The sequence below is a fragment of the Bacillus sp. 007/AIA-02/001 genome (assembly GCF_004634455.1).
In the GTDB taxonomy this organism is placed as follows: Bacteria; Bacillota; Bacilli; order Bacillales; family Bacillaceae_G; genus Bacillus_A; species Bacillus_A cereus.
This window is the reverse complement of the sequence record NZ_SEIY01000005.1, coordinates 100,875-127,869: the sequence shown is the minus strand read 5'-3', so window position 1 is coordinate 127,869 and position 26,995 is coordinate 100,875. Positions and strand designations below refer to the sequence as shown.

Genomic DNA, 26,995 nt, shown 5'->3' with positions numbered 1-26,995 from the left:
CTTGTGTATATAAGTAACTATACTCGTTACATCAAATTGAATGCGTGATAATCCGATTTTATTATTATTACAAACATGTAAATATTAAAATAGAAAATTTCAATTTGATAAATACAATGGTAGAGGTGTTTATTTTAATGAAGCACAAATTAATTGCAACAGGTATCCTTGCAGGAGCTATATTATCCTATTCTTCTAATATTTTAGCAGATACTCATAAATTCCCTGATGTTCCTACATGGGCTGATAAATCCGTTAATTATTTAGTTGATAAACAGGTATTAAATGGTTATCCAGATGGAACTTTTGGTTCAAATGACTCATTAGACAGAGCTTCGGCTACAAAAATTATGACAAAAGTTTTAGGTATACAAATTGATCCTAATGCAAAACCATCTTTTACAGATTCACAAAACCACTGGGCTACTCCTTATATTGCTGCTGCTGAAAAAGCTGGGATTGTTAAAGGTGAAGGTAATGGAATCTTCAATCCATCCGGAAAAGTAACTCGCGCTGCTATGGCTACGATGCTAGTAAATGCATATAAACTACAAAGCACACCAAATCATAATGATCAGGTTAGATTTGAAGATTTAAAAGGGCATTGGGGAGAAAAATATGCCAATATTTTAATAGATTTAAAAATCTCTAATGGTACCGAGAACGGTTGGCAACCAAATAGATTTATAACACGTGCTGAAGCTGCTCAACTTACTGCAAAAACAGATATGTTACAACAAAATTTAAACGATGAAAAAGAGGTTATTACTGCTACCTCATATGAAGATTTAAATTTAACAGTGGCTTCGAAAATTACAGCTCAAGAGATTGATAGTTTTATTGCGAAATATCACTCGGATAGTCCTTTAGTTGGACATGGGCAAGATTTTATCAATGCGCAAAATCAATATGGCGTGAGTGCTCATTATTTAGCAGCGCATGCGATTTTAGAATCTGGATACGGAAAATCAGAAATCGCATATCAAAAACATAATCTATTCGGTCTACGTGCATATGATGGAGATCCGTTTAAATATGCAAAATATTTACCAAGCTACGGGGATAGCATTGCTTATAACGCTAATTATGTACGAGAAAGATATTTAGAAGAAAGTGGTATGTATTATAACGGCCCAACATTAACTGGCATGAATGTGAAATATGCATCAGATAAAGGCTGGGCTAAGAAAATTGCGGGTATTATGGAACGTATTAAACCGTTTCATGTAGAAGACTATACATATGCAAAAAAATTACCAAAGAATCCTGAAACATTAGATGTCGACGCGTTATCGAATGAAATTCCATATAAAATGTATGCAGACGGTTCAAGCTCAAATGTTGTATCATTAGCTGCTTACTACCAGGTACCTTATCCATTTAATTTAAAAATTAAAAGTAGACCAGATGTAGCTGTCGAGGAGAATAAAGTTGGTACAGTAACCCCTGGAACAACCATCTTTATTTATCGTGAAGATCCAAATGGATGGGTAGAATTCTCTTTTGAAGCTAATGGAGAAAAATATTGGACATTAAAAAATAAATTAAGTATGTAATTAAAAAGATCTATTTCATTAGTTTTAATCGTTTAGATTTTAATCTCATATAATTGGGAGACAAGTTTTTTAATTTCTTAAAATAAAATTAAGTATACAAGAAAAGTTAGAGAATTATTTTCTCTAACTTTTCTTCGCTAGTATTTGAAATTAAAAAGATGGTGGAGTTACCCCAAATATAACAGTGACTTTGTTTAAAGAAGTGTTTTCCCATTTATGCTTTGTATAAGGTGGGATTTTAACACTATCACCTGTATTGAGAAGTAAAACCTCATCATTTAGATATAGTTTTACTTGTCCCTCCATAATAAATGCTATTTCTTCCCCTTTATGTGCCACAGGCTCCATAGATGAAGCAGTTTCAGGGAACAGATTCATTAAAGCCAATTCTAGTGCTCCATCTAAATTAGGAGATAATAACTCATATGAAACATTGCCGCTTTCAGGAAAAGTTATTTTTTTCCTTTGGTTAGCTCTTACAACTAATTCTTCTGTATTGGTATCCTCTAAGAAAAAGTTAAACAATGGAATATTTAGTGCTACAGAAATTAATTTTAGTGTTTGTAATGAAGGATTTGTGATTCCTTTTTCAATCTGACTTAACATGGAAGGTGTTATATCAGCTAACTCTGCTAAACGTTTACTGGTTAATCCGGCCCCTTTTCTAAATGCCCTAATTTTGTGACCAACATTAATATCGTTCATATATGTAATCCCCTTTAAATAAGTAAATAAAATTAAATTATTATTAATTTTATTTACTTATACTTAATATATTGTTAATATATACTTAATTATAATAAATTATTATTAATTTTAAAACATCATATGTACATATGGCAGCAGCTGCGAAAAAATGGGAAAAAGATTTAATTAGAAACAAAGGGGTTACTATTTTTAAATATACAGCGGGCTATAGTAAAGCAGTAGAAGAAGGAAGAATACAAGTTAATAAGAATCAAATGTGCTATTTGATTGACGATGAAAAATCAAAGCATTTATTTTAAGGTTATGCAGTAGCTGATACTCGTCTGAATAATTGATATACAAATAAAAGTTGGTGAATGGCATCCTCTATTTGTATATCTACCATGTGGAATAGGATTTGGTGGAGTTTCATTCAGTTTAAAAATTATGGTATGTGATCATGTACATGTAATTTTTGCTGGGCCTACCCATTCTCCGTATATGCTATTAGGTATGATGACCGGATTATATGATGGGATTTCCATACAAGATTTTTAATGAAAAGGAATCTAATAAGTAAAGGACAACTTAAGAGTAGACTTCAATGCTGTATTGTAAAATTTTTAAGGAAGTGAAAATAGTATGAAATCAGCTTTAAATAGTATTATGATCTCTTCGATTCTTGCAGTAGGAGGGATCATTGCGCTTTTGTTTAATTTAATGGGGGATCAAGATTGGATCTGGAATTGGGTAGGGCTATTACTGGCATATCTATCTTTGGGCATTTTAATCGGTTTATATAATAAAACTGTGGATCACAAAACATTTCCTAAAATACTAAAAAGAACTTTGTTTATTTCCTTTAATGCTACTATATTAGGGATAATAATAGGGGTAACATACCAACTATTAGGAAAGTGGAATCTTACTATAATGATGTATTATTGGTTGATAATTTTATTACTACATTTAATTACTATAATAACATTAGTCATCCTAGTATTTGAAAACCGTAATAGTAAAAATTATAGCTTACTATATAGTTTTATTATAATTTTAAACATTGTCCTTACCTTAGGACCAGTATTATTTCCAGTAGTTCTGACTATTATAGGAAATGCCATGAACGCTAGTGCAGGGCACTAATTTTCACCTATACAGATTATTATTAAGATAGAAAGAAGATTATAATATGAAAATTAAGCTTAAGAAAAAGAGAATTATAAGTGTATTGTTGGCTATTACTTTAGTAGCAATAGGGTATTACGTGTTTCAATCTATTACGAATCCTAAGCTGGTAAATGCGGAAGAGGCAAATAGTGTTCAGCAAGTGAGCAGTCTACCTAAAAATGAATTAAAAAAATTGATACCTAATCGTTTTGATGGTAAAGAAAGAAAAGTTGCATATTTAACTTTTGATGATGGACCTGGAAAATATACAGCTAATCTATTAGATGTACTAAAGAAAAATGATGTGAAAGCAACATTCTTTTTAATTGGCGATAATGTGAAAAGGTTCCCAGATTTAGTGAAACGAGAGCATGTAGAAAACAATTATGTGGGCATGCATAGCATGACACATAATTTTAAAAAGCTATACACCAATCAGGAATATGTGAAGGAAATGAAAGAAGATCAATCTTTAATTAGAAACGTTATTGGATACACACCGAAATTAACACGTCCACCATATGGATCAATGCCTGGCTTAAATGAATCACTTCGAAATGAAGTGGTAGGAAATAATTTGAAAGTATGGGATTGGACAATTGATTCTTTAGATTGGAAATACAATAAATTACCCGTTGATGTAGCAGCTGCAAAGATTGTTCAAAATGTCTTAGCAGGTGCGACGTCTTCAAAGGAAATTGTTTTAATGCACGATATTCATCCACAATCTGTCGCGGCAGTTCCAGCAATTATAAAAGGGTTAAAAGAAAAAGGGTACGAATTTGAAGCTTATGATGAGAACAATCATTTTCCAATAAACTTTTGGCATGATAATCGTATATAAAGAGATATATTAGTTAAAAGAAAATCAGAATGGAATAAGCAATTCATATAGGGTTTAAATATTTGTAAGAGCGTGTTTAGATAGATGAAAACACGCTCTTTTTACTGAACTATTTTATTGTAGATTTAAGTATAGGCTTTCTAATTTTAGAAAAATTTATATGATTTTTTCATTCATTTCTACATAAGCGTTGGATATTTCGTATGTTTGGCCAGAATGAAAAGAGTTTATTAAACCATTCATTATTCACGTTCTTCTTCATATATTTGTACCACAATTATTTTTTTGTTGTTAAAACTAGTTTTTAAGAAGCATATGTTTTAGCAACTGCAGAAATTCTGTATCACTTTTATCATTTTTTATATAATCCTGTTCGTAGTTAAAAATCATTCGTACTAACATAAAAGCTGTAAGCGGTAATGGTACCTTATGCAAAGCTCCTTGCTGATAACCTTTTTCGAGCAAATTACTTATCATGTTAATTGCTTCTTCTTCAGATTGTTTAAAACAAGTTGTAATTTCAGGTGAATGGTACTCTTTATATTCTTGAAAGAGTGTAGAAACAAACGGATCTTGATGATATTCTAGGCTGATATAATGAAGAATTTTTTGTATTCTAAGTAAAACATCTTTTTCTTCTTTATATAAATTAAATAATTGTGAGCGTTTGAGCTGAATATGACGCATATAGCAGTCACATAATATTTCAGTTTTATCTGTATAGTAATAATAAATAGTACCTTTACCAACTTTAGCTGTCTTTGCAATTTCATCAACCGTTGTGTTACGGACACCACGCGTAGAGAACAGTATTGTGGCAGATTGAATGATTTTCATTTTTTTATTTTCTTTTTCTAATTTGATCATTGTCTACACCCTATCCTTGAAATATTTAGCGAAGTTTTCTATCTTTACATTCTGTATTAGTTCATTTGTAATTTTGTAACTCCTAATAGAAAGTCCTCTATTTGCTTCTTATAGAATAACATACACCATTCTTATTTCTAGTATATAACTATAATAGAATGCAACTGTATCACTTAAGATAAAAATGAAAGTTTAAGGTAATAATTTTTTAATCGGACGATGATTTCTTTCTTGATTGAATTATTTGATTTTTTATTCAATTCATTTTATTATATAAACATGACTAAAAGATGTTTTTAGTCGGATTTTTTTACGGAAAACCGACTGATATTCGATTTTAGTCGGTTTCTATACTATTTGAGAGAAGGTAGACACTATGTGTGGAATTGTAGGGTGGATAGACTGGTCTAAAGACCTGTCTAATGAACAAGAAACGTTAAAAAAAATGACAGATGCTATCATTCACCGAGGACCTGACGCAGAGGGGCATTGGTTTTCAAAACGAGCGGCATTAGGTCATCGACGTCTCATCGTCATTGATCCTGAAGGTGGCCTTCAACCTATGCTCTATAAAGATGGAAATGATATGATTGGCCTTACGTTCAATGGAGAAATTTATAACTATCAAGAATTACGTAAAGAACTTGAGGAGAAAGGTCATAAATTTCAGACCAAGTCGGATACAGAGGTATTACTACATGCTTACTTAGAATGGCAAGAAGATTGTGTTCAACATCTAAATGGGATTTTTGCTTTTGGTATTTGGGATGAAAGATTTGGGAAATTGATGCTTGGTCGTGATCATCTAGGTGTGAAGCCTTTATTTTTTGCTCAAAGGGGAAGCGCAATTCTCTTTGGTTCAGAGTTAAAAGTTTTACTTTCGCATCCATTTGTAGATGCAGAGGTAGATAAAGAAGGACTTTCTGAAATATTTTGTCTTGGGCCAACACGTACTCCTGGTCATGCTATTTTCAAGGATATACATGAAGTGCGTGCTGGGCATTACATGACGTTTACCTCTAATGGCTCGACTACGACACAGTATTGGAAACTTGAAAGTAAAGAACATGTAGATGATATTGATACAACAGTTGAGACAATCCGTTCCATTTTACAAGATACGGTAAAACGTCAGTTAATTGCTGATAAACCAGTGGTATCTATGCTTTCTGGAGGTTTAGATTCCAGTGGTTTAACAGGTTTAGCAGGAAACGAATTTGGGAATAAGGGGGAACGTCTTCATACATATTCCCTGAATTTCATCAATGATGAAAAAGACTTTGAGCAAGACTTCCTTCGTTTTGATCGTGATGAACCTTGGGTGAAACGTGTGGCTGAATATGTAGGAACAAAGCATCATTCTATAGAGTTAGGATCAGATAGTTTAATAGAGCATTTATTAACTCCAATGCAAGCGCGTGATCTACCTGGAGTTGGAGAATTAGAAACGTCTCTTTATTTGTTATTTAAGGAAATGAAAAAAGATGCAACAGTTGCACTTTCAGGCGAATCCGCAGATGAAGTATTCTCAGGATATCCATGGTTCCATCAAGAGAAGTTTCTAGATGCAGAGATATTCCCTTGGAGTGTTAATTTATGGTATAGTACAGAAATTTTATCAGAGGATTTTAAAGCGAAGATTAGCCCTGAAAAATATCAAAAACAAAAATTTGAAGATGCAGTTGCTGAGGTTCCCTTTTTAGAAGGTGAAAGTGATCTGCAAATGAAGCAACGTCAAATGTCTTACATGTTTATTACACGTTTCTTGCCATTTATGCTAGAACGAAAAGATCGCACAAGTATGATGAATGGCTTTGAAGTACGAGTTCCATTTTGCGATTACCGGCTTGTAGAATACCTATGGAATGTCCCATTCGAAATGAAAAGCATAGACAATATTGAAAAAGGTATTTTACGTAGAGCTTTTGAAAATGTACTTCCAGAGGATGTACGTTATCGCAAAAAAAGTGCATATCCAAGCACTAAGGATGCCTCTTATCTACAAGGTATTAGTGATTGGATGTTACATGTGTTGAACAATCCTGAATCACCTATTTTGCCATTAATTAATGTAGAAAGAGTTCGTGCTATTGCAGAAGGAAAAGACGAAGTAATTTCAGGTAATGATGCACGAGGTATAATAGATTATTTACTTCAAGTTAATAGTTGGCTTGAGGAATATAATATTAAATTAATATGGTAGATGTAATTTTGAAATAAAGAGAATAGCTGAAACATCAATGACCTAAGTGAACCGCACCTCCAATGTATTAGATAGTTATCTAATAATTGGAGATGTGGTTTTATTATTTTGATTTGCAATAACCCTAATCAGTTAGTTAATTAGAATCAAATAAGAAACATAGAAATAGGGGGAATAATATGAATTGGAGGTTCCTTCCTGAGAGTAGGGAGTCTCTTTAATCTCGCTACCGATAATTAAATAATATGTTAATTAGATTTGATTATTGTATGCATCACCTTTTCTTCAATAAATATTAAGTGATAAACTTCATATATAGTATATAAGGAGATTATCTCATGGGTTATTTGTAAATATTAGATGGGGAGTATTTGACACATACATAACCTAAAGATTTAGATAAAATTAATATAGATAAGTATTTACTACGATTGCCTTCCTATTTTTCTTAGAATTTTTTTAGTGAATCAAAATTTAAATTGCGTATACATCTTTTGTACTAGTAGACCTAAGTCTAAAAGTATGTACAATTACACCATTTGACTAATGGGTAAACTTCACAAACTGATATATACTAGTATTGTGTCTTGCCTTTTTAGGTGTAGTACACAGCCGGTGATTGGCTAGTGGATGTTCTTCCATTTTGCCAGTGCCGGTTTTTTGTTGGATAATAGAGAAAATGAAGTTTTTATAAGGAAAGAAGGGGTTGTTTTGAAAGATGTAAATTCTATCTTTATGAGAGAAAAGATTGCTAGTTTTTATCTTTATTTTATTTCTTTTCTTGGTTTGGTTACTATAACTATATCTTTACTTGAAATTAAAATCCCTTCTCATCTAACAATACTAATATTGTTGTTACTTTTTATGGGGATTGCAGAGTATTTTCCTGTAAGATTTTGGAGAGGAACTAGTTCGCTTACCTTTCCGATAATTTACGCTATGAGTTGGCAGTTTGGAATCCATATAACTATTGTTGCTATTGTACTTGTGACGCTAATTATTCACCTGCATCGTCGTTCACCGATACAAAGAATGTTATTTAATAGTACTCAACATGCACTTAGTTTGATCTTTGCCAAATGGTTTTCAGACAAATGTATGTCCTTAATAATTAATAAGATAGGTATGTCAGTTCTGTATGAGAATTTAATATCTTTGTTATTATTTTGCATGTTTTTTTGTTTTTTCAACAATCGCTTTTACGATTTGTTAATGATACTTCTTCCGCAGCCATATTCAATTTATCAATGGTATAAAAAAACTATTACGGTATTTCTTTGCGAAACTTTTGGTTTCTCTTATGCGGCACTGATGCATGTACTAATTAGTACATATAGTGTGGAAGTAAACGAAGTTACAGTGCTGTTTTTCTTTTTTCCACTTGTAGCAACTTCCGTTATTAGTTCTTTTTCTGTACGGATAAGGATGGAGAAAGAACGATTATATGAGTTATTTCTTATTACGACCGAAATTAGTCGAGGATTAACTGGAGGAAACTTGAAGCATATTAAACAAGCACTTAAAGGTTTTTTTGGCATACAAGCATATGTAATATGGACAAAAGATGATGGAAACTGGAATATTCTATTAAAAGATGGGAAAGTTCGCCCTGATATTTCTGATCATTTAGAAAATTACGATGCGTTTGAGGGACTTTCTAAAAATCTTGTATTTAATGATTGGAAAATTGGTACGGCTCCTGGAGATGAAATATTTGAAAGTGTCATACGCTCACTTGTATATTTTCCTCTTATTGTTAATGATGAACTAGTCGGAATGTTTGTTGCAGGGAAAAGTAGAAATGCGGGCTTCTTTCCAGAAGATGTACAGTCGTTAGCTACATTTTCTAACCAATTAGCTAACGTAGTTAAAACAAGGATATTAATTTCTGAACAGGAAAAAAGAATGATTTTAGAAGAAAGAAATAGAATTGCTCGAGAAATTCACGATGGTATTGCGCAAACATTAGCCGGGGTGATATTCCAACTAGAATCCGCGCAGAAAAAATACCGTGATAAACCAAAAGATATGCAGCAAGTAGTAGAGAAAAGCATAAAAGATTTAAGAGGAAGCCTAGGAGAAGTTCGCTATTCTATTTATGCTTTAAAACCATATCCGACACAACAATTGGGACTTAAGCAGGCGATAGCAAGTAAAATAAAATCTTTAAGACAAGAATATGAACTAGACATTACATATCATGAAAGAGGTCATGCACGTGCGCTTAGTTTTTCAAAAGAAAGAGTTATATTTGATACATTACAAGAGAGTTTGCAAAACATTGTAAAACATGCACAGGCAAAAAAGGCTGATGTTTTACTCAGCTATCAAAGTGAACACGTGCTTTTAAGGGTTAAGGATAACGGAGTTGGCTTTTCACTATTTGAGTCTATGGTTAAAACGAAGAATGAGCCACATTATGGTATATTACATATGAATGAACAAGCTGACCAATTAGGGGCTACTTTACAGATTGATAGTTCTGTAGGAAAAGGGACAGAAATTACACTGTTAATTCCAGATTCACAAACAAGGGGTGCGTAAAATGATTAAAATATTAGTAGTAGATGATCATGCTTTTTTACGGGATGCAATTCGGAGCATACTAGAGGATGAATCTGATATGAAAGTGGTTGGAGAAGCTAGCTCTGGGGATGGAGTATTGGGAAAAGTAGAAGAATGCCGACCAGATTGTATTTTGATGGATATTAATCTTCCAGAGAAAAATGGGATTGAAGCTACAGAGTTAGTGAAAAAAAAATATCCGAGTTGCCGTGTACTTGTGTTTACAATGTATGAACATGACGAGTATTTAATGGATGCACTCCAGGCCGGTGCTGATGGTTATTTATTGAAGGATTCATCATCAGATCAGGTAGTAGCAGCAATTCGAATGTTATATCGAGGCGATTCAGTCATTCATCCGCGTATGACTAAAAAATTAATTACATATCATCAGCAAAAAATGAAAGTAGAATCAAATGAAAATGAACTGACGGAACGTGAAAAGGAAATTCTCTTTGAACTAGTAAAAGGACTTAGTAATAAAGAAATTGCTGAAGTTTTATATATTAGTGATAAAACAGTTAAAATTCACATCAATAAAATTTTTAAAAAGCTAAATGTGAAAAGTCGATCGCAAGCAGTGATTTATGCAGTCCGAAATCAATTAGTTCCGCTAGATTAAATAAGAAATCTATCAAAGAACTATCGTGTCGCTTTATTCTGTATTACAAAGAATAAAGGACAAGGTAGTTCTTTTGTACTATGTAGGCATAGAATCCTTAGAGAAAAGATACTCCTTTTGTTTAATTTTCAGAATAATCAAAATGTGAAATAATAAAAATAGAATTACATTTTAATCTTGTTAATAATTCATTTTGTGAAAATCTTTTGTTGGAAATAAATGACGGAGGGCTCTTATAGAAAGAGTAAAGTGAGTGGTTAGCTATGTGAGGTATGGGGATGGTAGTAGTGTTGGAAATCTTTCATGATACAAAAGATTAAGATTAATAGAGTTTCCAATGCTACATGGGAATTTAAGAATCAATTTGTTTCAAAAAATAATATTAATAATGGGGAGATGTAATATGAAACGAGGGAAATTTGGAAAGATTCTTATTGGAACGTTAACAGTTGGAATGTTATTGTCTCAAGGAATTCCATATAACGTATTAGCGGAAGAGGTAAATACATCTACTTTAACTGGAATTGATGATGCAAATGCTATCTTAAAAGGTCTTACAAAGGAACAACGTAATGCCTTAAAAACGTTAGATACAAAACCAGGTTTTGTTATTTCGCCAGGTATCAATACAACAAGTCCTAATAATGTGAATGTGATTATAGAATTTAAGCAAGCGCCTAGCAAAATAGAGGTATTAAAACAAGCGGCTAAAGGGAAAAAATTAGCTCTTTCAAATGCGGAACAAAAGGTAGAGGCATCACATAAAGGATTTAAAGCAGAGCTTGAGCAGCTTCAAAAGAATAAAGAGAAAGGGACAAATGTAAAATCTGCAAAAATAACAAGAGAATATAAGAATGCTTTTAATGGTGTAGCGATTTCTTTACCAGCAAATATGATCGAAGACTTAGTTCGTACCGGTATCGTTAAGCGCGTATGGGAAGATCATGAGGTTAAAATTGATTTGCCAAAAGAAACAACTAAGACTGTTGTTGAACCGAAAATGGCGGATAGTGTACCGCAAATTGGTGTGGACAAGCTGCATGATGAAAAAATAACAGGGAAAGGAATTAAGGTAGGTGTACTGGACACAGGTATTGATTACAACCACCCGGATTTGAAAGATGCATATAAAGGATATCGTGCAAAACAAGGTGAAGATCCAAGTAAAATAGATCCGAACTCCATAAAAGGATGGGACTTTGTTAATAATGATGCTGATCCAATGGAGACAACGTATAAGGATTGGCAAAATTCTGGAGGATATCCAGAGATTTATGAGGGGAGTGCATATTATACATCCCATGGTACGCATGTAGCTGGGACAATTGCTGCAGACAAACAGAATAGTGTGGATTATGCAGTGAAGGGTGTTGCTCCAGATGTAGATTTATATTCATATCGCGTATTGGGCCCATATGGAAGTGGACAAACAAGCGGTATTCTTGCTGCGATTGATAAAGCAGTGAAAGACAATATGGATGTTATCAATTTATCACTAGGTGCGTCTATTAATGATCCTTTATATCCTACTTCTGTCGCAGTGAACAATGCGATGTTAGCTGGTGTTGTTACAGTTGTAGCAGCAGGTAATAGTGGTCCGGAAGAAGGTACCATTGGATCACCTAGTGCAGCGGCACTTCCGATTACAGTTGGAGCCAGTAACGCTGCAATGAAAATCCCAACGTTTTCCGTCGATGCAGGTGATTTACATGTGGATAAGATGATGCTACTTGGAAAAAGCTTTACTGATAAGATTGAAGATTTGAAAGGTCAATCCGTATCAGTTGTATATGCAGGGCTCGGGAAATCAGATGATTTTACAGGAAAAGATGTAAAAGGAAAATTAGCTCTTATCCAACGCGGTGAGATTACATTTGATGAGAAAATTAAGCATGCTAAGGAAGCAGGCGCAAAGGCGGTAATCGTATATAACAATGTAGATGGTGAAATTACAAGTTATCTTGGGGAAAGTACTGCATCTATTCCATCGTTCCGCTTAACAAAAGTAGATGGTGAGAAATTACAAGCAAAAGCTGTACAAGGAGATGTGTCGTTAGCGTTTGGGGAACTAAGTAATATAAAAACAGAGGGAGATCACTTAGCTGATTTCAGCTCCCGTGGTCCTGCAACTAAGACAGATGATATTAAGCCAGATATTGTAGCACCAGGTGTGTCTATTTTCTCAACTGTTCCTGAATATATTAATGATCCAAAAGATGGAGAAAATTATCCGATAGCGTATGGACGTATGTCAGGTACCTCTATGGCAACTCCTCATACTACAGGGGTAGCGGCACTCATTTTACAAGAACATCCAAATTATAGTCCATTTGAAGTAAAAGAAGCACTCATGAATACCGCAGTTGACTTAAAAGAAGAGCGTTCTGTATTTGAGGTGGGCTCAGGACGAATTGATGCATACCGTGCAGTTCATGCAGATACATCAATCGAGGTTGTTGATAAAACATCAAACGTTGTAGGTGATGAAGAAGTAGAAATTGAAGAAAAAACAGGTTCTATTGCATTTGGGTATAAAAATCAAATTGAAAATGGGCCTATTAAAGATAGTCGAAAAGTTTTAATTAAGAACAGCAGTAAAACAGATGGGAAAGAGTTTAAATTAGAGGTGAAATTTTCACCTACAAGTGTAGGTGTGCAAGATGCAGCGAAGAATGGTGTGAAGCTAAACGTACCAGATTCTATTAAAGTAGCTCCTGGTGCATCAGAGGAAATTAGCCCTGAAATTACCATTCCAGAAAACGCTGAATTTGGTAGATATGAGGGCTATATTCATATTTCAAATAAAAACAATGAAAAAGAAGTATATCAAGTACCATTTGCAGTTAAATTCACAGAAAAAGGGATTGCGTCTGTAGATTTACTGAGAGATGCAATGGCAACAGATGCTTCTAAATTCCATCCATTTATGGAAAGACCAAGTTCGCCGTTGACATTTAAATTAAATAGTCCTCTCGAAACCATTGATGCAATTGTAAAGGACCGAACGACAGGGAAGGCATTAGGAGTCGTTGGTACACTTAATGCAAGTAGTCTAACACCGAATGTTGAATATATGATGTTTTCTGGTATGGGAGGGTATGTACTTCCATTCACAGGAGATCCAGCTCATCCAATTGCGGATAAACCTGTTATGTTGCCTGATGGAGATTACGAATTGAACTTCGTTGGATATGATAAAGAAGGAAAATCTTATACAAAAGGCGATAGCATTATCATTGATAATGTAATACCTGAAATGAAATTTAAGGATGTACAACCTGGTATACACGAAGTCAATGATTCTATGTTTAAAGAAGAAGACGGCCAGCGTGCATTATGGGTGCATGGTAATATTTATGATTCTACAGTAGATGCATTAAAGGCAAAAGGCTTGCAATATGATCAAAAAGCGAATCAAATTGTATATTATCAAAACTCAGCCTTCCCATCAGGATGGTTGAATACAATTCAAGCAAATGGTGATTTTAAATTTGGAGTACTTCCAGAGGAAATAAATGAGCCGTTAAATTTAAAATTATTTGGATATGATCTTGCAACTGCAGGGAATATGGCAACTGGATATAAAGATTACGTCTTTGTAAAAGAAGGGACAGAATACGCTGTTCCAAGTTATGACAAAGATAAAATCAAATTAGGAGAGAAAATTACATTAACTTTGAATCTTAATAATGTAAAACAGCTTATGTCAGGTACATTTGAAATTCCTTATTACAAGCAGCTATTTAAATTTACAGATGTGAAACCGAATCCAGCACTTACGGAATATGTAGAACAACATGGATTGAACCTTAAATTAGAAGATCCGAAGATAAGTGAAGCAGGAGCTTGGGAAAACAAGGTGAAAGTTGGCGCATCATTGGAGGGAAAAGAATTTAAAGGATTAGATGGAGATAAACCATTTTTAGATGTTACATTCGAGATGACGAACGATGAATACTTTAATGATTTGACTGCATTTGGAGTAGATAAGTTCTCTTATACAAAAGTTGGTGCATCAGAAGGCATTGAGATTCCTGCGTTTAAAGATAAATCTTTTGCTATTGTTTCGAAACATTCAACGGTTACAGGATATATTGGCCCGGAAGCTTTCTTGAATGAAGAGGGGTATTTAGGTAAGAAAGACTATACAAAACTAGGAGCAAAAGTGTACGCAGTTGGCAAGGATGGAAAGAAATATACAGGAACGATTGGTGATAACGGACAATTTGAAATTCATAGTGTTCCAGTAAGCGATAAGGAATATGATATTTTCGTAGAAATGCCAGGTCATTTAAATAGTAAATTAACAACAAAAATAGGGAAAATGCAGGATGGAGAATTAGTGGGACAAAACTTTAGAGCTGACGTGGATGATAACCTTGCAGGTGATGTAAACGGCGATAAAATGGTAGATATTCAAGATGCTAGAATAGCAGCTTTATCGTATGGAAAAGGAAAAGTATCTGTAAAAGATGGAGATATAAATCAAGATGGTGTTGTAGATGAAACGGATGTTCGTTTAATTGAGAAAAACTTCTTGAAAAAGGGCCCAGATGCTAAAGGAAACGAGAAACCGAAAGAAAATGTAGGGCCAGTGACGTTAGAGAAAATTTTACGCTCTATCGGTTTAGAACCAAAAAAATAAGTGGACAAACTTCTAGAGTAAATAAAGGCATCAGACAATGGATATTAAATGAAATGGATTGGTTAACAAATGACCGGTAATGATTTACGGTAACATTACCGGTCATTTTAAGAGTCATAGTCGTTTGGGTACATGAAGTAACTAGTTTAAAGTAAGTTCGCTTTCATTATGGGACAAGGAAGTTGCTTAATTATTATTGTTGTTTGTGGGATGGAAATAAGGTTTGTAGTTTAAACTTTAACAATAGGGGGACTTGTGAAATGGGTATGAAGAAAAAACTTGGTATGGGTGTTGTAACTGCAGTGCTTGGCTTATCCTTAATTGGCGGGGGAACATATGCATATTTTAGTGATAAGGAAGTATCACAAAACACGTTTGCAGCGGGTACTTTAGATTTGAGTGTGAATCCAGAAGTTGTTATTAATGTCGACAATCTGAAACCAGGTGATGAAATGGAACGTGGTTTTCAATTAGTAAACAAAGGAACCTTAGCAATAGGAGATGTGAAACTCCTGACAGATTACAGTGTAATCGATGCGAAAGGGGATAATGGAAATGCTGATTTTGGTGATCATATCCGTGTTGATTTCTTGTGGAACTTGGATAAAAATGAGGTTCCAATTTGGTCTACTACATTATCTGAATTAAAGGTAGCTACGCAAAATGGAAATATTCCTAATCTTGTAAAGAACGGTATTGTAGATCGAGAAGGAAATGGACTTGCTCCAGGTGATGATGATACATTTTATGTAATGTTTACATTCGTAGATAACGGTGAAGAACAAAATGTATTTCAAGGAGATGCGTTGAAATTAAATTGGACTTTTAACTCCATGCAAGCAAGCGGTGAAGAAAAGTAAGTGTAATAATTTGTATACTATATGTGTGAGACATATAGTATACAAATGAAGGCGTTTATCCTCAATGGTAAAACTCCTTATAAAAATATGGGTGAAAAACTTGATGATGATTTCCCTTTTAAAACACATCGTAAACATATTTTGCGATGTGTTTTGTTGTAAGTTGGAGAGTACAGAAATATTAAATGATTATCCAGCTTTTGAGATACTTTGAGGGAATTTAGCACCTTACGCTAGCTTAGCAGCTTTCCTGTCCCCTTTATCCCCAAGAAGACGTAATCCAGTTATGATGAGCATACATCCTCATACGCGAAATTGAAAGTAACAACTAGTGCATGCTCACAAAACTTTTCATCCTATGGCAGAGAAGTTCTAGAAAATCAAGAACACCCTGCAGAGAATAAGCTGAGGGACTTACTGGCTCATGTAAAAGAGAAGTATATGAAAGTGAAGGGCTAAATTTTAAAATTCTAAAAAGGGTGAATGGATGATGTTAGGGATAGGGTTGATTGTATTAAGTATTTTACTTGTCAGCATTGTATTTTTACCATGATGCTTTATTCCAAGTGAGACAGAAAACATGTAGTATTTTTATTCGTAATCATCCAAAAAAGAAAGAGGGATATTTGTTACAATCACGGCATTGTAGAAGAAATAGAATAAAAGAGGAAAATATATACTGTTACAAATTAATATTCCATGTGTTTTTTGAACATACATTACTTATCTTTAATGTATATATTGAATATATAAATATATTGTGTTATGATGTGAATTAGAAACTCGCGTGTTTCAAATACAACATTTTTATCTTTTTGATGACCTCTTATCTTTCCGTAAGAGGTCCTTTTTTTATCCCTCCGTATTCTATAGCCGCTAAAATACTATGAAAAGATACTAGAGACTACTACACTGTGATATCCTCTAGTATTTTTTCTTTATCTATATTATCTATTGTTAGGTAAACGACGAATTAGTACTTTTTGTATAATTTTCACAAAATAACTTTGAATCATTATTTATTTCAATATAAAGTAATGAAAGGACATATTTGACTATCGTCTTTAATTTTTCCGACAGCAAGCAAAGTTAGCATGTTTAATGCATAATCAGACGCCTGTAAATGAGCATTACTATTTAAATTTTTACCAGAGAGTAATTTAGTTAATTAGTAGAAAAAGGAAGGGGCCTATTTGGCTCCTTCCTTTTTCTCATACATACATAACGCTTGTTGACAACTTATGAAATAATAGCATTCATCGCTATTAAAATATAACATTAAAAGCAATTAATTAGATATGTAATTTTGCATATATTGTACTATTTCATGAATAGGAACAAAACTATTTATTCCTTTCTGTATGGAGACAAATAGATTTAGGTTTACTTAGGGTAAGAAGACCTGATCATTGATTGCTGGTTAAACCATATTTCTACGTATTTGAAACAAATTATTTCACTGAATTGTATGTTAAAGAGAGTGCGGGATTTATGAAATGTAGATTATTCCTTGATTTCTTACTCGTGATTTTACTTGGACATCGGAAAAGAAGTTACGTTATATACGATTTCAAAAGGGGATATTATTCAGTGCATCCAAAGATGCACTCCGTTTCCTGTTTCCTATCCTACTAAATTACCATTCCAAGCAAATTTCTTCTCTTTCAAACAATTCATCCATTGAATAAAGATAATTCGGCCATACGTATCGGAGGACATGAAACTTTCTTAATACCATTTGGAATATATTTCAATATACTTCCGATACTATAACAGATCGAAAATTTCTTTATTGGAGGTATATAATGGCATATCCATTTCGTAACTTAGTATTTGAAGGTGGCGGGGTAAAGGGAAGCGCTTATATAGGTGCCATCCGTGCACTAAATGAAGAAGGGATTTTACCAGAAATACAACGATTTGGAGGGACTTCAGCAGGAGCGATTACTGCATTACTTTTAGGTCTTTCCATTCCATTCGCAGATCTTGTAAAAATCCACAAAGACATGAATTTCAAAGCGTTTAAAGATGATGATTTTTCGATTGTACAAGATAACATTCGTTTGTTTTTTGATGGTTTTGGTATCTATAAAGGGGATTTCTTCACTGAGTGGGTAGGAAAGATCGTTGAAAAGTGGACAGGGAGTAAGGACACAACTTTTCAGCAGTTGTATGACAAAACAGGAAAAGACGTGTTTTTCCAAGGAACGAACGTTTCTACACACCAGCTTCGTACGTTTTCTCGCGAAACGACACCTGATGTCCCGTTAGTAGTTGCTGTGCGGATTTCGATGTCCATCCCATTCTTTTTTAAATCTGTGGAATGGGATAAAGATTATTATGTAGACGGAGGTGTACTCGATAACTACCCAATTCGTTTATTTGATCGGAAAAGTTTTGTGAATAAAGAAGAACACTTCACGACCACAGATACGATTGACGAGGTTAATAAACTGATAAGCAATATAGAGGATCATTCTACACTAAGAAGCTTACACACGAAATACAATGCATCTTTCTTTGATCCTACAGATGAAATTGTCTACAACAAAGAAACACTTGGTTTCCGTTTAGAATCTCAGGCGGAGGTTGCCATGTTAAAACATATCGCAACCTCAACAGAACATCATATTGGCCATTCTCTTATTCATTTTGCATGGAATTTGTCTCAAACCATGATCAAAGGTCATGAGAGCGGAAAAACCACCAAAGAAGATGCTGCCCGCACTGTATTTATTAATACATTCTTTACGTCGTCGTTTAATTTTGATATCACAGAAGAAGAAAAGAAAACACTCATGAATTCAGGTTATACTTCTACTAAAGACTATCTACATCAGTTTAATACGTCTGAAGTAAAATTGTTTAATCGACCATAAAGCCGAGTGCAATGCACTTGGCTTTTTTTTATCGTCCTGTAAATTCTTTTTTTAGTAGCTAATAAAAATTTAGATAGACTATGCATAGAACAAGAGAGAGGAGATAACAGAAAGTAATAAATATAAGTTTTGATGACTTCTTATTTTGTAAAACTAGGGTGTAGAAAGGGTGAAACAGGTGGAAGAAAAACGAATTATGATTTATACAATTTTTCGGCTAACACAGTACAAAAGAGAAGCCTAAAACGGTGGATAGGAATGTATCAAAAAATGAATAGAGTAGCAAGGCGGATTTATTGTGAAAGTAGGGATTTTCCTTTTTCTTTCTACTGATAATAAAGCGTTATGTAGACTGGGAATGTATAAGGTATTCATTGCTATTCCTTCAAAATGCTGATGTTACATCATATTAAAATAACCTCTAATTTAAGTATTGAAATTCTCTAAATCTCGATGTATTATATTCTTGTATTTTCTCACTTTGCTAAGCCTAGAAAACATCATCACTTCTGAAAGAACTCGAACTCCAGCGGGTTCTTTGAATTTACTTGAACTTATTTTTGAATCATTGTATTATATTTCCGAGTCTTACTCATATAAATCATTATCAGGAGAATCTGCAAATTTGCAGGTTCTTTTTTATTTTATTGAAAGTAAAATTTTAGCCAGTCGTTTATTTTCATATTGTTGGTTTTTATACGTGTTTGGTAAAAATCAATGAGTTGCAAAAAAATACTATGCTGAAATCTAGTTCGGTATAGCAATGTGCATATAAAAGATCCCACTTTGCTATATCCCCTAAAAAGAGTCATAAAAATCTATATTTTTTTAATTCAGTTGCATACTACAAAACTTCTTTTAAAAGAAATGTATGTACATACACATTATATTTTGTTCCATAACTCTCTAACTTTCGTTCACGATAGTCTGTTAAGTACAGGATTATTGGCGGGTGGTGCAATAGGTGCAGAAGATGTGAAAACAAATGAAAAAGTACAAGTTGCTGTTGCAGGTAAAGAGGGAAATATAACGTATAAAGAAATTGATAAAGCAGAATCTCCATTGTTATTTGGAATGTATCCTTTATGTTAAGATCCTAATAAGAAGTTAGTTTTTTTTGATAATTAATATTTATACAAAATGTATAATTAATATACTAAAACGTTTTTAAATTTTATAATGTATTCCTTTTCATATGAATGAATTATTTATTGCAACAGGTTTCCCGTTCAAAATAAGATGTTCAAACAAAAGACAATATAAGTATCTTTATAATGATTTTTCAATATAATCAATGTGTTTATGAAAGGAACTCTGTGTTATTTTTGCTTTTTTACTAACTAATACAGCTTCAAACAAAGGACACAATTGCTACATACTAAGTGTAATTTATTACCTATTCAAAATTCTGTCTATTCAATCTTTCTAAAAATAAAAAAAGATTAAACTTATAAATATACAAGTTATAATGAGGGCGTCGAGACACAATTTATTACCTCTAGAGAAAATATCAAACCTCGTTTTGGATTAAAAATTCTAAAGAACTTGCCAGTAATTTTTTAAAATTGGACATACTGATATGATTACTATACGGAGGATAGCAGATTAGAAGGGAAGTTTATTCAACTCAATAAAGAAAGCGTTATCAAACAAAACTTGTTTTGAATCGATCATTCTAATAACTTAGATTCAACTACAGCTAAAAATAATAAATTATGGGGGTGCTTATATGAACATGAATGTAGCATCTATTAAAGAAAAAAAGATTGTTAAATACAAAAGTTGTTTTGATGTGATTGGGCCCATAATGATAGGCCCTTCAAGTTCACATACTGCAGGTGCTTTGGCTATTGGAACAGTTGCTAATAAATTATTTCAAGGTCTTCCCAAAAAAGTTGTGGTAAAGTATTATGAATCATTTGCTGAAACCCATAAAGGTCACGGAACTGATTTTGCAATTATTGCTGGTATATTAGGCTTAGCTGCTGATGACAGCAAAGTGCCAGATGCTATTAAAATAGCAGAGTCTAAGGGAATTGACATTACCTTTATTGAACAATTGGGTAATAGTCCTGCTGGTCATCCAAATACGGCAGATGTATATGCAGAGGATGAAAGTCGAAGTATTAGAGTAATGGGTATTTCGGTCGGTGGTGGGTTGATTGAAGTCAAAAATGTTGAAATTGATGGATTTAGCTTAAATCTGCAGGGGCCATTGCCAGTTGTTATTGCGATTTCAGAAAGAGCTGACTTTGAATTTGTTTTACGCAGGATCTTTAAACAATATGATGTGGAAATTAACAACTTTCATAGTTTGGAAGATAAAACAAAATATTTATATGCATTCGCTTTGGATTCGATATTGCCAGGTAATGCTCAGAAGGAATTAGGAGATTTAAGCAATATAGCTAATCTTATTATTCTTTAGTCACATTAAGGAGTGAAAAATATGTATATGGCCATAAGAGAAATTGTGGATGCAGCTAATAAAAGCCAAAAGCAAATTTATGAATTAGCAATCGAACAGGAAATCAAACAAACTAAAACTTCTTATGAAGAAGTATGGAGTAAAATGGAACGAAATTTAGCGACTATGCAACATGCAATAAATAAAAGTATCGAGGGCGACGGTGTATTTTCTCCAACAGGTTTGACCGGAGGGGATGCTGTAAAAATTAAAAACTATCGAGAAAATAGGAAAACTCTTTCTGGAGATTTGATGGTGTTAGGGATTCAAAGTGCTATCGGTGTTAATGAAGTAAATGCTGCATTAGGAGCTATTTGTGCAACTCCAACAGCAGGTGCGAGTGGGACGATTCCGGGAGTCCTATTTAGTATTAAAGATACGTTGCAGTTAAGTCATGAAGATATGATTCATTTTCTATTCACTTCAGCGTTATTTGGAACGATAGTCGCAAACAACGCTTGTATTTCAGGAGCGTATGGAGGATGTCAAGCTGAAGTAGGAAGTGCCTCAGCGATGGCGGCTGCAGCTGCGGTAGAAGCTGCGGGTGGAACGCCACAGCAATCTTCTGAAGCTTTTTCGATTGCATTACAAAATTTACTCGGTTTAGTTTGTGATCCGGTCGCTGGTTTGGTAGAAATTCCTTGTGTAAAGAGAAACGCCATTGGAACGGCAAATGCTTTAGCAGCAGCGGACATCGCATTAGCTGGCGTAAACAATCTCATCAATGCTGACGAAGTGATTGAAGCCATGTATAGAGTTGGAAGACAGATGCCTCGCGAATTAAGAGAGACAGGTTTAGGTGGTATTGCAGCTACACCTACAGGAATTTCCATTAAAAATAAAATCTTTGGGGAGAAACAATCAAATCAATAAGTTATCGAATATATTGTGAAGTTTTTAACAATCTTTACTCTATTGTTCGCCTAAGGATGTCTGTATATTGGGGGAGTTATCAATAAAATATACTACTATATAATTAAAATATTTTATAAGTGGTAACAAACCCTTCAGGTTGATGCTTCGCTAATTTTTTGATTTTTATTAACCTAGAAGGGGGATATTCGTTGTGGGGCACTATATAAGCTATTCATTTTTCAAGAACGGTCTATATTCCTATATCTTAAAAAGAGAATTAAGAATAGGACACAAGGAGGAATTATTATATGGATGGGAATACTGCAAAAAACATAGAATTTCAAGCTGATAACACTGCAGTAAAAAATGAGAAATATCTAGACCCTAAAAAGTGGCATAAACAGGATACTACCTGGGCATTGAGCCTTTTTGGAACAGCAATTGGAGCAGGAGTACTCTTTTTACCGATTAATGCAGGTTCAGGTGGTTTATTATCATTGCTGTTAATTACATTACTTGCATATCCTGTTATGTATTATTCACATAGGGCGCTTGCTAAAATGATTTACGCTTCGAACTCTGCCGATGAGGGGATTACAGGTACAATAAGAGAGTATTTTGGAAATAAGGCAAGTATCATTTTTAATCTTGTATATTTTGTCTCCATTTATACGATCGTGCTGATGTACTCGGTCGCACTTACAAATACCGCTAGTAGCTTTATCGTGCATCAATTGCACATGTCGGAGCCTCCAAGGTCCATTTTATCGCTTGTTTTAGTACTCGGTCTTATCGCTATACTAAATTTTGGTCAAGATATAACTGTAAAGATCATGAGCATGCTAGTGTATCCTTTTATAGCTTCTCTACTTTTTATCGCAATATCTTTGATTCCACAGTGGAATACGTCAATGCTTAGTTTTTCAGCTGTTTCTACTGCTTCAACAGGAACAGGATATTTAGGAACGATATGGATGATACTTCCAATCATAGTATTCTCGTTTAATCATTCGCCTATGATTTCGTCATTTGTTATGAAACAGAGAGCTACGTATGGAATAGATGCTACTGATGCTAAATGTGCTCAAATACAAAAAGTTTGTTATATTATGACATTCGTAGTTGTTATGTTCTTTGTTTGGAGCAGTACCTTAAGTTTGACTCCAAATGATCTTAAGGTGGCAAAAGAACAGAACTTGTCAATCCTATCATATCTTGCTAATGAGCTTAATTCGCCAGTAATCACTATTGCAGCTCCTATCATTGCATTTGTGGCTATTACAAAGTCTTTCCTTGGTCATTATATAGGAGCGTATGAGGTAATGCGTGACATGATTATCAAGTCCAGTAAAAAACGTGGGAAAGATATAGGAGAAAAAACAGTTAAGACAATGATTCTTACTTTTGTCGTATTAACATGCTGGTATGTTGCTTATACAAATCCAAGTATTCTTGGAATCATTGATGCCCTTAGCGGTCCGCTAGTTGCTGCTATCTTATGTATACTACCAATGTATGCAATCCATAAAGTATCAGTACTTGCTAAATACAAAGGGAAATCTAGCAATGTATTTGTCATTATTATAGGTATTCTTACTGTCCTAGCAAGTATTAAGTCATTATTCTAATCCACTATTGTTAGTATCGATGCAAAAACCGTGGGATATGGAAAAAAGAAAGATTCTTATCGGAACTGAATTCTATATTGTTAAACTAAAGAAATCATGGTTTTGGACAAACTCCTCACATTGGAGAGTTTGTCTTTTTTTATCATTTTAGCCAAGAAGACCCCTTCCTCAAGGAACGTAAAATAAGTAGGTGGGAGATGAATTGGCTAAAATGATAAACTGGTGACCCCGTATGTAGAAGTAAAAAAGGGGGAAACTATTGTATAATTATCGATAATTTAGGGGGCGCCAAATGAAACATAATAAAGAAGTAACACTTGGGGATTACGTTCAATTTTCATATCGTAAAAATCATAATTTGAAATTAATGGGATTTGTGGTGGATGTTTTACAAAATACAATTGTTGTAGATATTGCGGAAAGAATGGATATCGAGGTAGATGATTTTAGGCAAGTTGTAAAGCATGGTTATTATAATAAAGTGGTTCATAAGCAAATAAAGAATAGTGTTTCATAAAAAGTGCTCCTATATATATAAATTTAGGAGCACTTTTTATGGAGAGAATTTTCGCAAAGATTTTTTTGTCTGAGGTATAAAATTTTCATATAAAAATACGTTTTGAAGATATTTTCTTATTTGTTAATTAATAATTTTTTCAATCTTTATAGCTGTTATGGATTTAAAATATTATTCATAAGAATTTCACATAATTTTATTAAAAAGAAAAATACTAATACTTGTTTTAATACTTTACTTCGAGTCATTAAAACAAATTTACTAACTACGAAACAAGGAGGCATCACTGTGGACATTCGTGAAGGATTAATTCCAACAGCTTTAGGTACAGCAGTGACAGCAGCAGGTTATGCTCTTAAACAAACTCGTGGAACTAATAAAATGATTGCAAATACAGTATTTGGTTTTGGTTTAGCACACGTCGTTTTAGGTGTAATCGATCTTGTTGAACATCGTCGTTAGAACGAAAGGCAAGCATTGATATATGCTTGCCTTTTTGGGAGTACATTTATTATTCATTTTTCAAAATATGTTTGTATGGCGTAATCATTATCAATGTAATTAAATAGTTACACTACAAGAAAATTAGAAAGTAAAACTGTGAGCATTGAATTTTATGAAATGAGATGGTGATGGAATGGAATTTTCTTCTGAAAGTAATACGTATCATGCTGGTGACATTGTTTATATTTTTTACCGAAATCCTCATACTCAAGACGTAGCTAACATACAAGCTGCAGCAGTTGTAAATAATCCTGAAAGACCTAATGAATTAGCACTATTTCTTTACGAAACGTATTATCCACTAACAAATGAGATGGCTATATATGCTACCGAAGATGAGGCAAACCAAGCTTACACTTACTATTATGGTGATATTTCAGAGGGGATGTTAGAATGAATAAGCCATTTATGCCTAAGCTCGTATATTTTGAACCGAAAGCATTGGATTATCCTTTGGGGAAAGAGCTGTTTGAGAAGTTTTCAAAGATGGATGTTGAAATTCGACATACTACTTCCCATAATCAAGTAAGAGATTTGCCAGGGGATAACGATTTTCAAAAGTATCGAGTAGCAAAATCCACGCTGGTTGTTGGTGTTAGAAAAACACTGAAATTCGATACTTCCAAGCCTTCAGCAGAGTATGCAATTCCTTTTGCAACGGGATGTATGGGACATTGTCATTATTGTTATTTACAAACAACGATGGGAAGTAAGCCTTATATACGAACGTATGTAAATGTTGAAGAAATTTTAGATGCTGCTGATAAATACATGAAAGAGCGTGCACCTGAAGTAACAAGATTTGAAGCGTCGTGTACTTCAGATATTGTAGGAATCGATTATTTAACGCATACCCTTAAACGGGCCATTGAGCATTTTGGAGAATCTGAATATGGGAAATTGAGATTTGTTACGAAATTCCACCATGTAGATCATTTACTTGATGCTAAACATAATGGAAAAACAAGATTTCGCTTTAGTGTAAACGCTGATTATGTGATTAAAAACTTTGAACCAGGAACTTCTCCCTTAGCTAAACGAATTGAGGCAGCAGGAAAAGTAGCTAGAGCTGGATATCCTCTTGGTTTCATTGTAGCTCCTATTTACCTGCATGAAGGCTGGAAGGAAGGATACTATCATATGTTTGAACGCCTAAATGCTGAATTACCTCTTGATGCACGGGATGATATTACATTTGAATTTATTCAACATCGTTTTACAAAGCCAGCTAAGAGAGTAATTGAAAAAAACTACCCGATGACAAAACTAGAATTAGATGAAGAGAAAAGAAGGTATAAATGGGGGAAATATGGAATCGGAAAATACATTTATCAAAAAGAAGAAGAAGAGGATATAAAAAACTATCTGTATTCCTATATGAAACAGTTCTTTCCTAATGCAAAACTAGAATATTTTACATAAAAGAAACGAACAAAATTCATTACATCATCAATCTAAAAAATTACTCACTCAAAAAAGTGATATTGGTCAACAATTCGCTAATAAATCATTTGAAAAATTTATATACGAAAGTCTTTTATGTAAAAATATGTTTCATTATGAACTGAATCCCAACAGTTAAACAGAAAAATACAGCGGTTGTATGAATATAAGTCCGGTATTGTACCGGGCTCATTCTTTTTAACGTTGCATCAATTCTTTTGTGAACATATTAATTTGAACATGTTTAAAAACGAACCATCTTTTGAAAATGGTATTAGCGCTTTAGAAAGAACTTTCATAAAAAATGGTACTAATAATCCCTCCAAGTATTACTCCCATAGTAGAACCTAATAACAAAAATCTAATTGTTTAATTAGTAATTCTAATCTACCATTTTTTGCTGTACTATCAACTAAAGAAACAGTAAATGGTTGTTGAAACATATTAGAAAATCGAGCAATTAAAGACATAATATTATATTTAGCAAAAGCCGATGCAACTAAAGCTAATTTCGCTCCAACAAGTTGAACTCCATATCCTAAAACTTCTATAGAAGTCATAAGCATTAAAAATAAAAAGATACAAATTACTTTAAAAGTAATAAACTCCATAATCATACCTCTTAAGTTTCTATAAATACATAACTCAATAATTATATTGAAAATATTCAATATTTTCATTAA

General features: G+C 33.4%; 21 protein-coding genes. 18 read left to right on the top strand and 3 right to left on the bottom strand.

What is annotated here, in order from left to right; translation table 11 throughout:
- Window positions 1-137: 137 nt before the first annotated feature.
- Window positions 138-1,556 (top strand): S-layer homology domain-containing protein, encoded by a 1,419-nt coding sequence (locus ES895_RS13950; protein ID WP_135238420.1) that lies wholly within the window; start codon window positions 138-140, stop codon window positions 1,554-1,556.
- Window positions 1,557-1,706: 150 nt separating this feature from the next.
- On the opposite strand, the gene ES895_RS13945 is transcribed toward ES895_RS13950, so the two are convergent.
- Window positions 1,707-2,261, bottom strand: coding sequence for a helix-turn-helix domain-containing protein (locus ES895_RS13945; protein ID WP_000997924.1), 555 nt, complete (start codon window positions 2,259-2,261; stop codon window positions 1,707-1,709).
- Window positions 2,262-2,392: 131 nt separating this feature from the next.
- Here ES895_RS13945 and ES895_RS13940 point away from each other — a divergent pair, with 131 nt between their 5' ends.
- From ES895_RS13940 to ES895_RS13930, 3 genes are all read left to right on the top strand, one after another.
- Window positions 2,393-2,563 (top strand): hypothetical protein, encoded by a 171-nt coding sequence (locus ES895_RS13940; protein WP_002063312.1) that lies wholly within the window; start codon window positions 2,393-2,395, stop codon window positions 2,561-2,563.
- 322 nt (window positions 2,564-2,885) lie between these two features.
- Complete coding sequence (locus ES895_RS13935) at window positions 2,886-3,389, top strand: DUF3902 family protein (RefSeq protein ID WP_000833545.1); 504 nt, start codon at window positions 2,886-2,888, stop codon at window positions 3,387-3,389.
- Window positions 3,390-3,435: 46 nt separating this feature from the next.
- Entirely contained in the window at window positions 3,436-4,257 is an 822-nt protein-coding gene (locus ES895_RS13930) for a peptidoglycan-N-acetylglucosamine deacetylase (protein ID WP_048568139.1), read from the top strand.
- 297 nt (window positions 4,258-4,554) lie between these two features.
- On the opposite strand, the gene ES895_RS13925 is transcribed toward ES895_RS13930, so the two are convergent.
- Window positions 4,555-5,124 carry a TetR/AcrR family transcriptional regulator gene (locus ES895_RS13925; RefSeq protein ID WP_000593070.1) on the bottom strand — a complete coding sequence of 190 codons (570 nt, stop codon included), beginning with the start codon at window positions 5,122-5,124 and terminating at the stop codon, window positions 4,555-4,557.
- A 376-nt stretch (window positions 5,125-5,500) separates the two neighbouring features.
- Between ES895_RS13925 and asnB the strand changes: the two genes are divergently transcribed.
- From asnB to splB, 14 genes are all read left to right on the top strand, one after another.
- Window positions 5,501-7,327, top strand: a complete 1,827-nt coding sequence (asnB, locus tag ES895_RS13920; protein WP_135238419.1) for an asparagine synthase (glutamine-hydrolyzing) — start codon at window positions 5,501-5,503, stop codon at window positions 7,325-7,327.
- 711 nt (window positions 7,328-8,038) lie between these two features.
- The gene (locus ES895_RS13915; protein ID WP_033667522.1) at window positions 8,039-9,871 is read left to right on the top strand and encodes a GAF domain-containing sensor histidine kinase; all 1,833 of its coding nucleotides are present in this window, start codon (window positions 8,039-8,041) and stop codon (window positions 9,869-9,871) included.
- A 1-nt stretch (window position 9,872) separates the two neighbouring features.
- Window positions 9,873-10,514, top strand: a complete 642-nt coding sequence (locus ES895_RS13910; protein WP_000590674.1) for a response regulator — start codon at window positions 9,873-9,875, stop codon at window positions 10,512-10,514.
- 403 nt (window positions 10,515-10,917) lie between these two features.
- Window positions 10,918-15,159: a S8 family serine peptidase gene (locus tag ES895_RS13905; protein WP_135238418.1), complete on the top strand. Its 4,242-nt coding sequence runs from the start codon at window positions 10,918-10,920 to the stop codon at window positions 15,157-15,159.
- A 260-nt stretch (window positions 15,160-15,419) separates the two neighbouring features.
- Window positions 15,420-16,019: a TasA family protein gene (locus tag ES895_RS13900; protein WP_000525504.1), complete on the top strand. Its 600-nt coding sequence runs from the start codon at window positions 15,420-15,422 to the stop codon at window positions 16,017-16,019.
- Window positions 16,020-17,824: 1,805 nt separating this feature from the next.
- The gene (locus ES895_RS13890) at window positions 17,825-18,898 is read left to right on the top strand and encodes a patatin-like phospholipase family protein (protein ID WP_000331137.1); all 1,074 of its coding nucleotides are present in this window, start codon (window positions 17,825-17,827) and stop codon (window positions 18,896-18,898) included.
- Window positions 18,899-19,765: 867 nt separating this feature from the next.
- Window positions 19,766-19,990, top strand: coding sequence for a hypothetical protein (locus ES895_RS13880; protein ID WP_098878368.1), 225 nt, complete (start codon window positions 19,766-19,768; stop codon window positions 19,988-19,990).
- 637 nt (window positions 19,991-20,627) lie between these two features.
- Window positions 20,628-21,326 (top strand): serine dehydratase beta chain, encoded by a 699-nt coding sequence (locus ES895_RS13875; protein ID WP_001056999.1) that lies wholly within the window; start codon window positions 20,628-20,630, stop codon window positions 21,324-21,326.
- 21 nt (window positions 21,327-21,347) lie between these two features.
- Window positions 21,348-22,238: an L-serine ammonia-lyase, iron-sulfur-dependent, subunit alpha gene (gene sdaAA, locus ES895_RS13870; protein WP_098877653.1), complete on the top strand. Its 891-nt coding sequence runs from the start codon at window positions 21,348-21,350 to the stop codon at window positions 22,236-22,238.
- 290 nt (window positions 22,239-22,528) lie between these two features.
- Entirely contained in the window at window positions 22,529-23,848 is a 1,320-nt protein-coding gene (locus ES895_RS13865; RefSeq protein ID WP_000348959.1) for an aromatic amino acid transport family protein, read from the top strand.
- 292 nt (window positions 23,849-24,140) lie between these two features.
- The gene (locus ES895_RS13860) at window positions 24,141-24,365 is read left to right on the top strand and encodes a DUF2187 domain-containing protein (RefSeq protein ID WP_098877652.1); all 225 of its coding nucleotides are present in this window, start codon (window positions 24,141-24,143) and stop codon (window positions 24,363-24,365) included.
- Window positions 24,366-24,653: 288 nt separating this feature from the next.
- Window positions 24,654-24,827: a hypothetical protein gene (locus ES895_RS13855; protein WP_000354585.1), complete on the top strand. Its 174-nt coding sequence runs from the start codon at window positions 24,654-24,656 to the stop codon at window positions 24,825-24,827.
- Between the two features lie 175 nt (window positions 24,828-25,002).
- Window positions 25,003-25,266 carry a transcriptional regulator SplA gene (locus tag ES895_RS13850; protein ID WP_000396091.1) on the top strand — a complete coding sequence of 88 codons (264 nt, stop codon included), beginning with the start codon at window positions 25,003-25,005 and terminating at the stop codon, window positions 25,264-25,266.
- Window positions 25,263-26,291: a spore photoproduct lyase gene (gene splB, locus ES895_RS13845; protein WP_001039638.1), complete on the top strand. Its 1,029-nt coding sequence runs from the start codon at window positions 25,263-25,265 to the stop codon at window positions 26,289-26,291. Before ES895_RS13850 ends, splB begins: the two co-directional genes overlap by 4 nt.
- 368 nt (window positions 26,292-26,659) lie before the next feature.
- On the opposite strand, the gene ES895_RS13840 is transcribed toward splB, so the two are convergent.
- Window positions 26,660-26,923: a lipid II flippase family protein gene (locus ES895_RS13840; protein ID WP_000394421.1), complete on the bottom strand. Its 264-nt coding sequence runs from the start codon at window positions 26,921-26,923 to the stop codon at window positions 26,660-26,662.
- Between the last annotated feature and the right edge of the window lie 72 nt (window positions 26,924-26,995).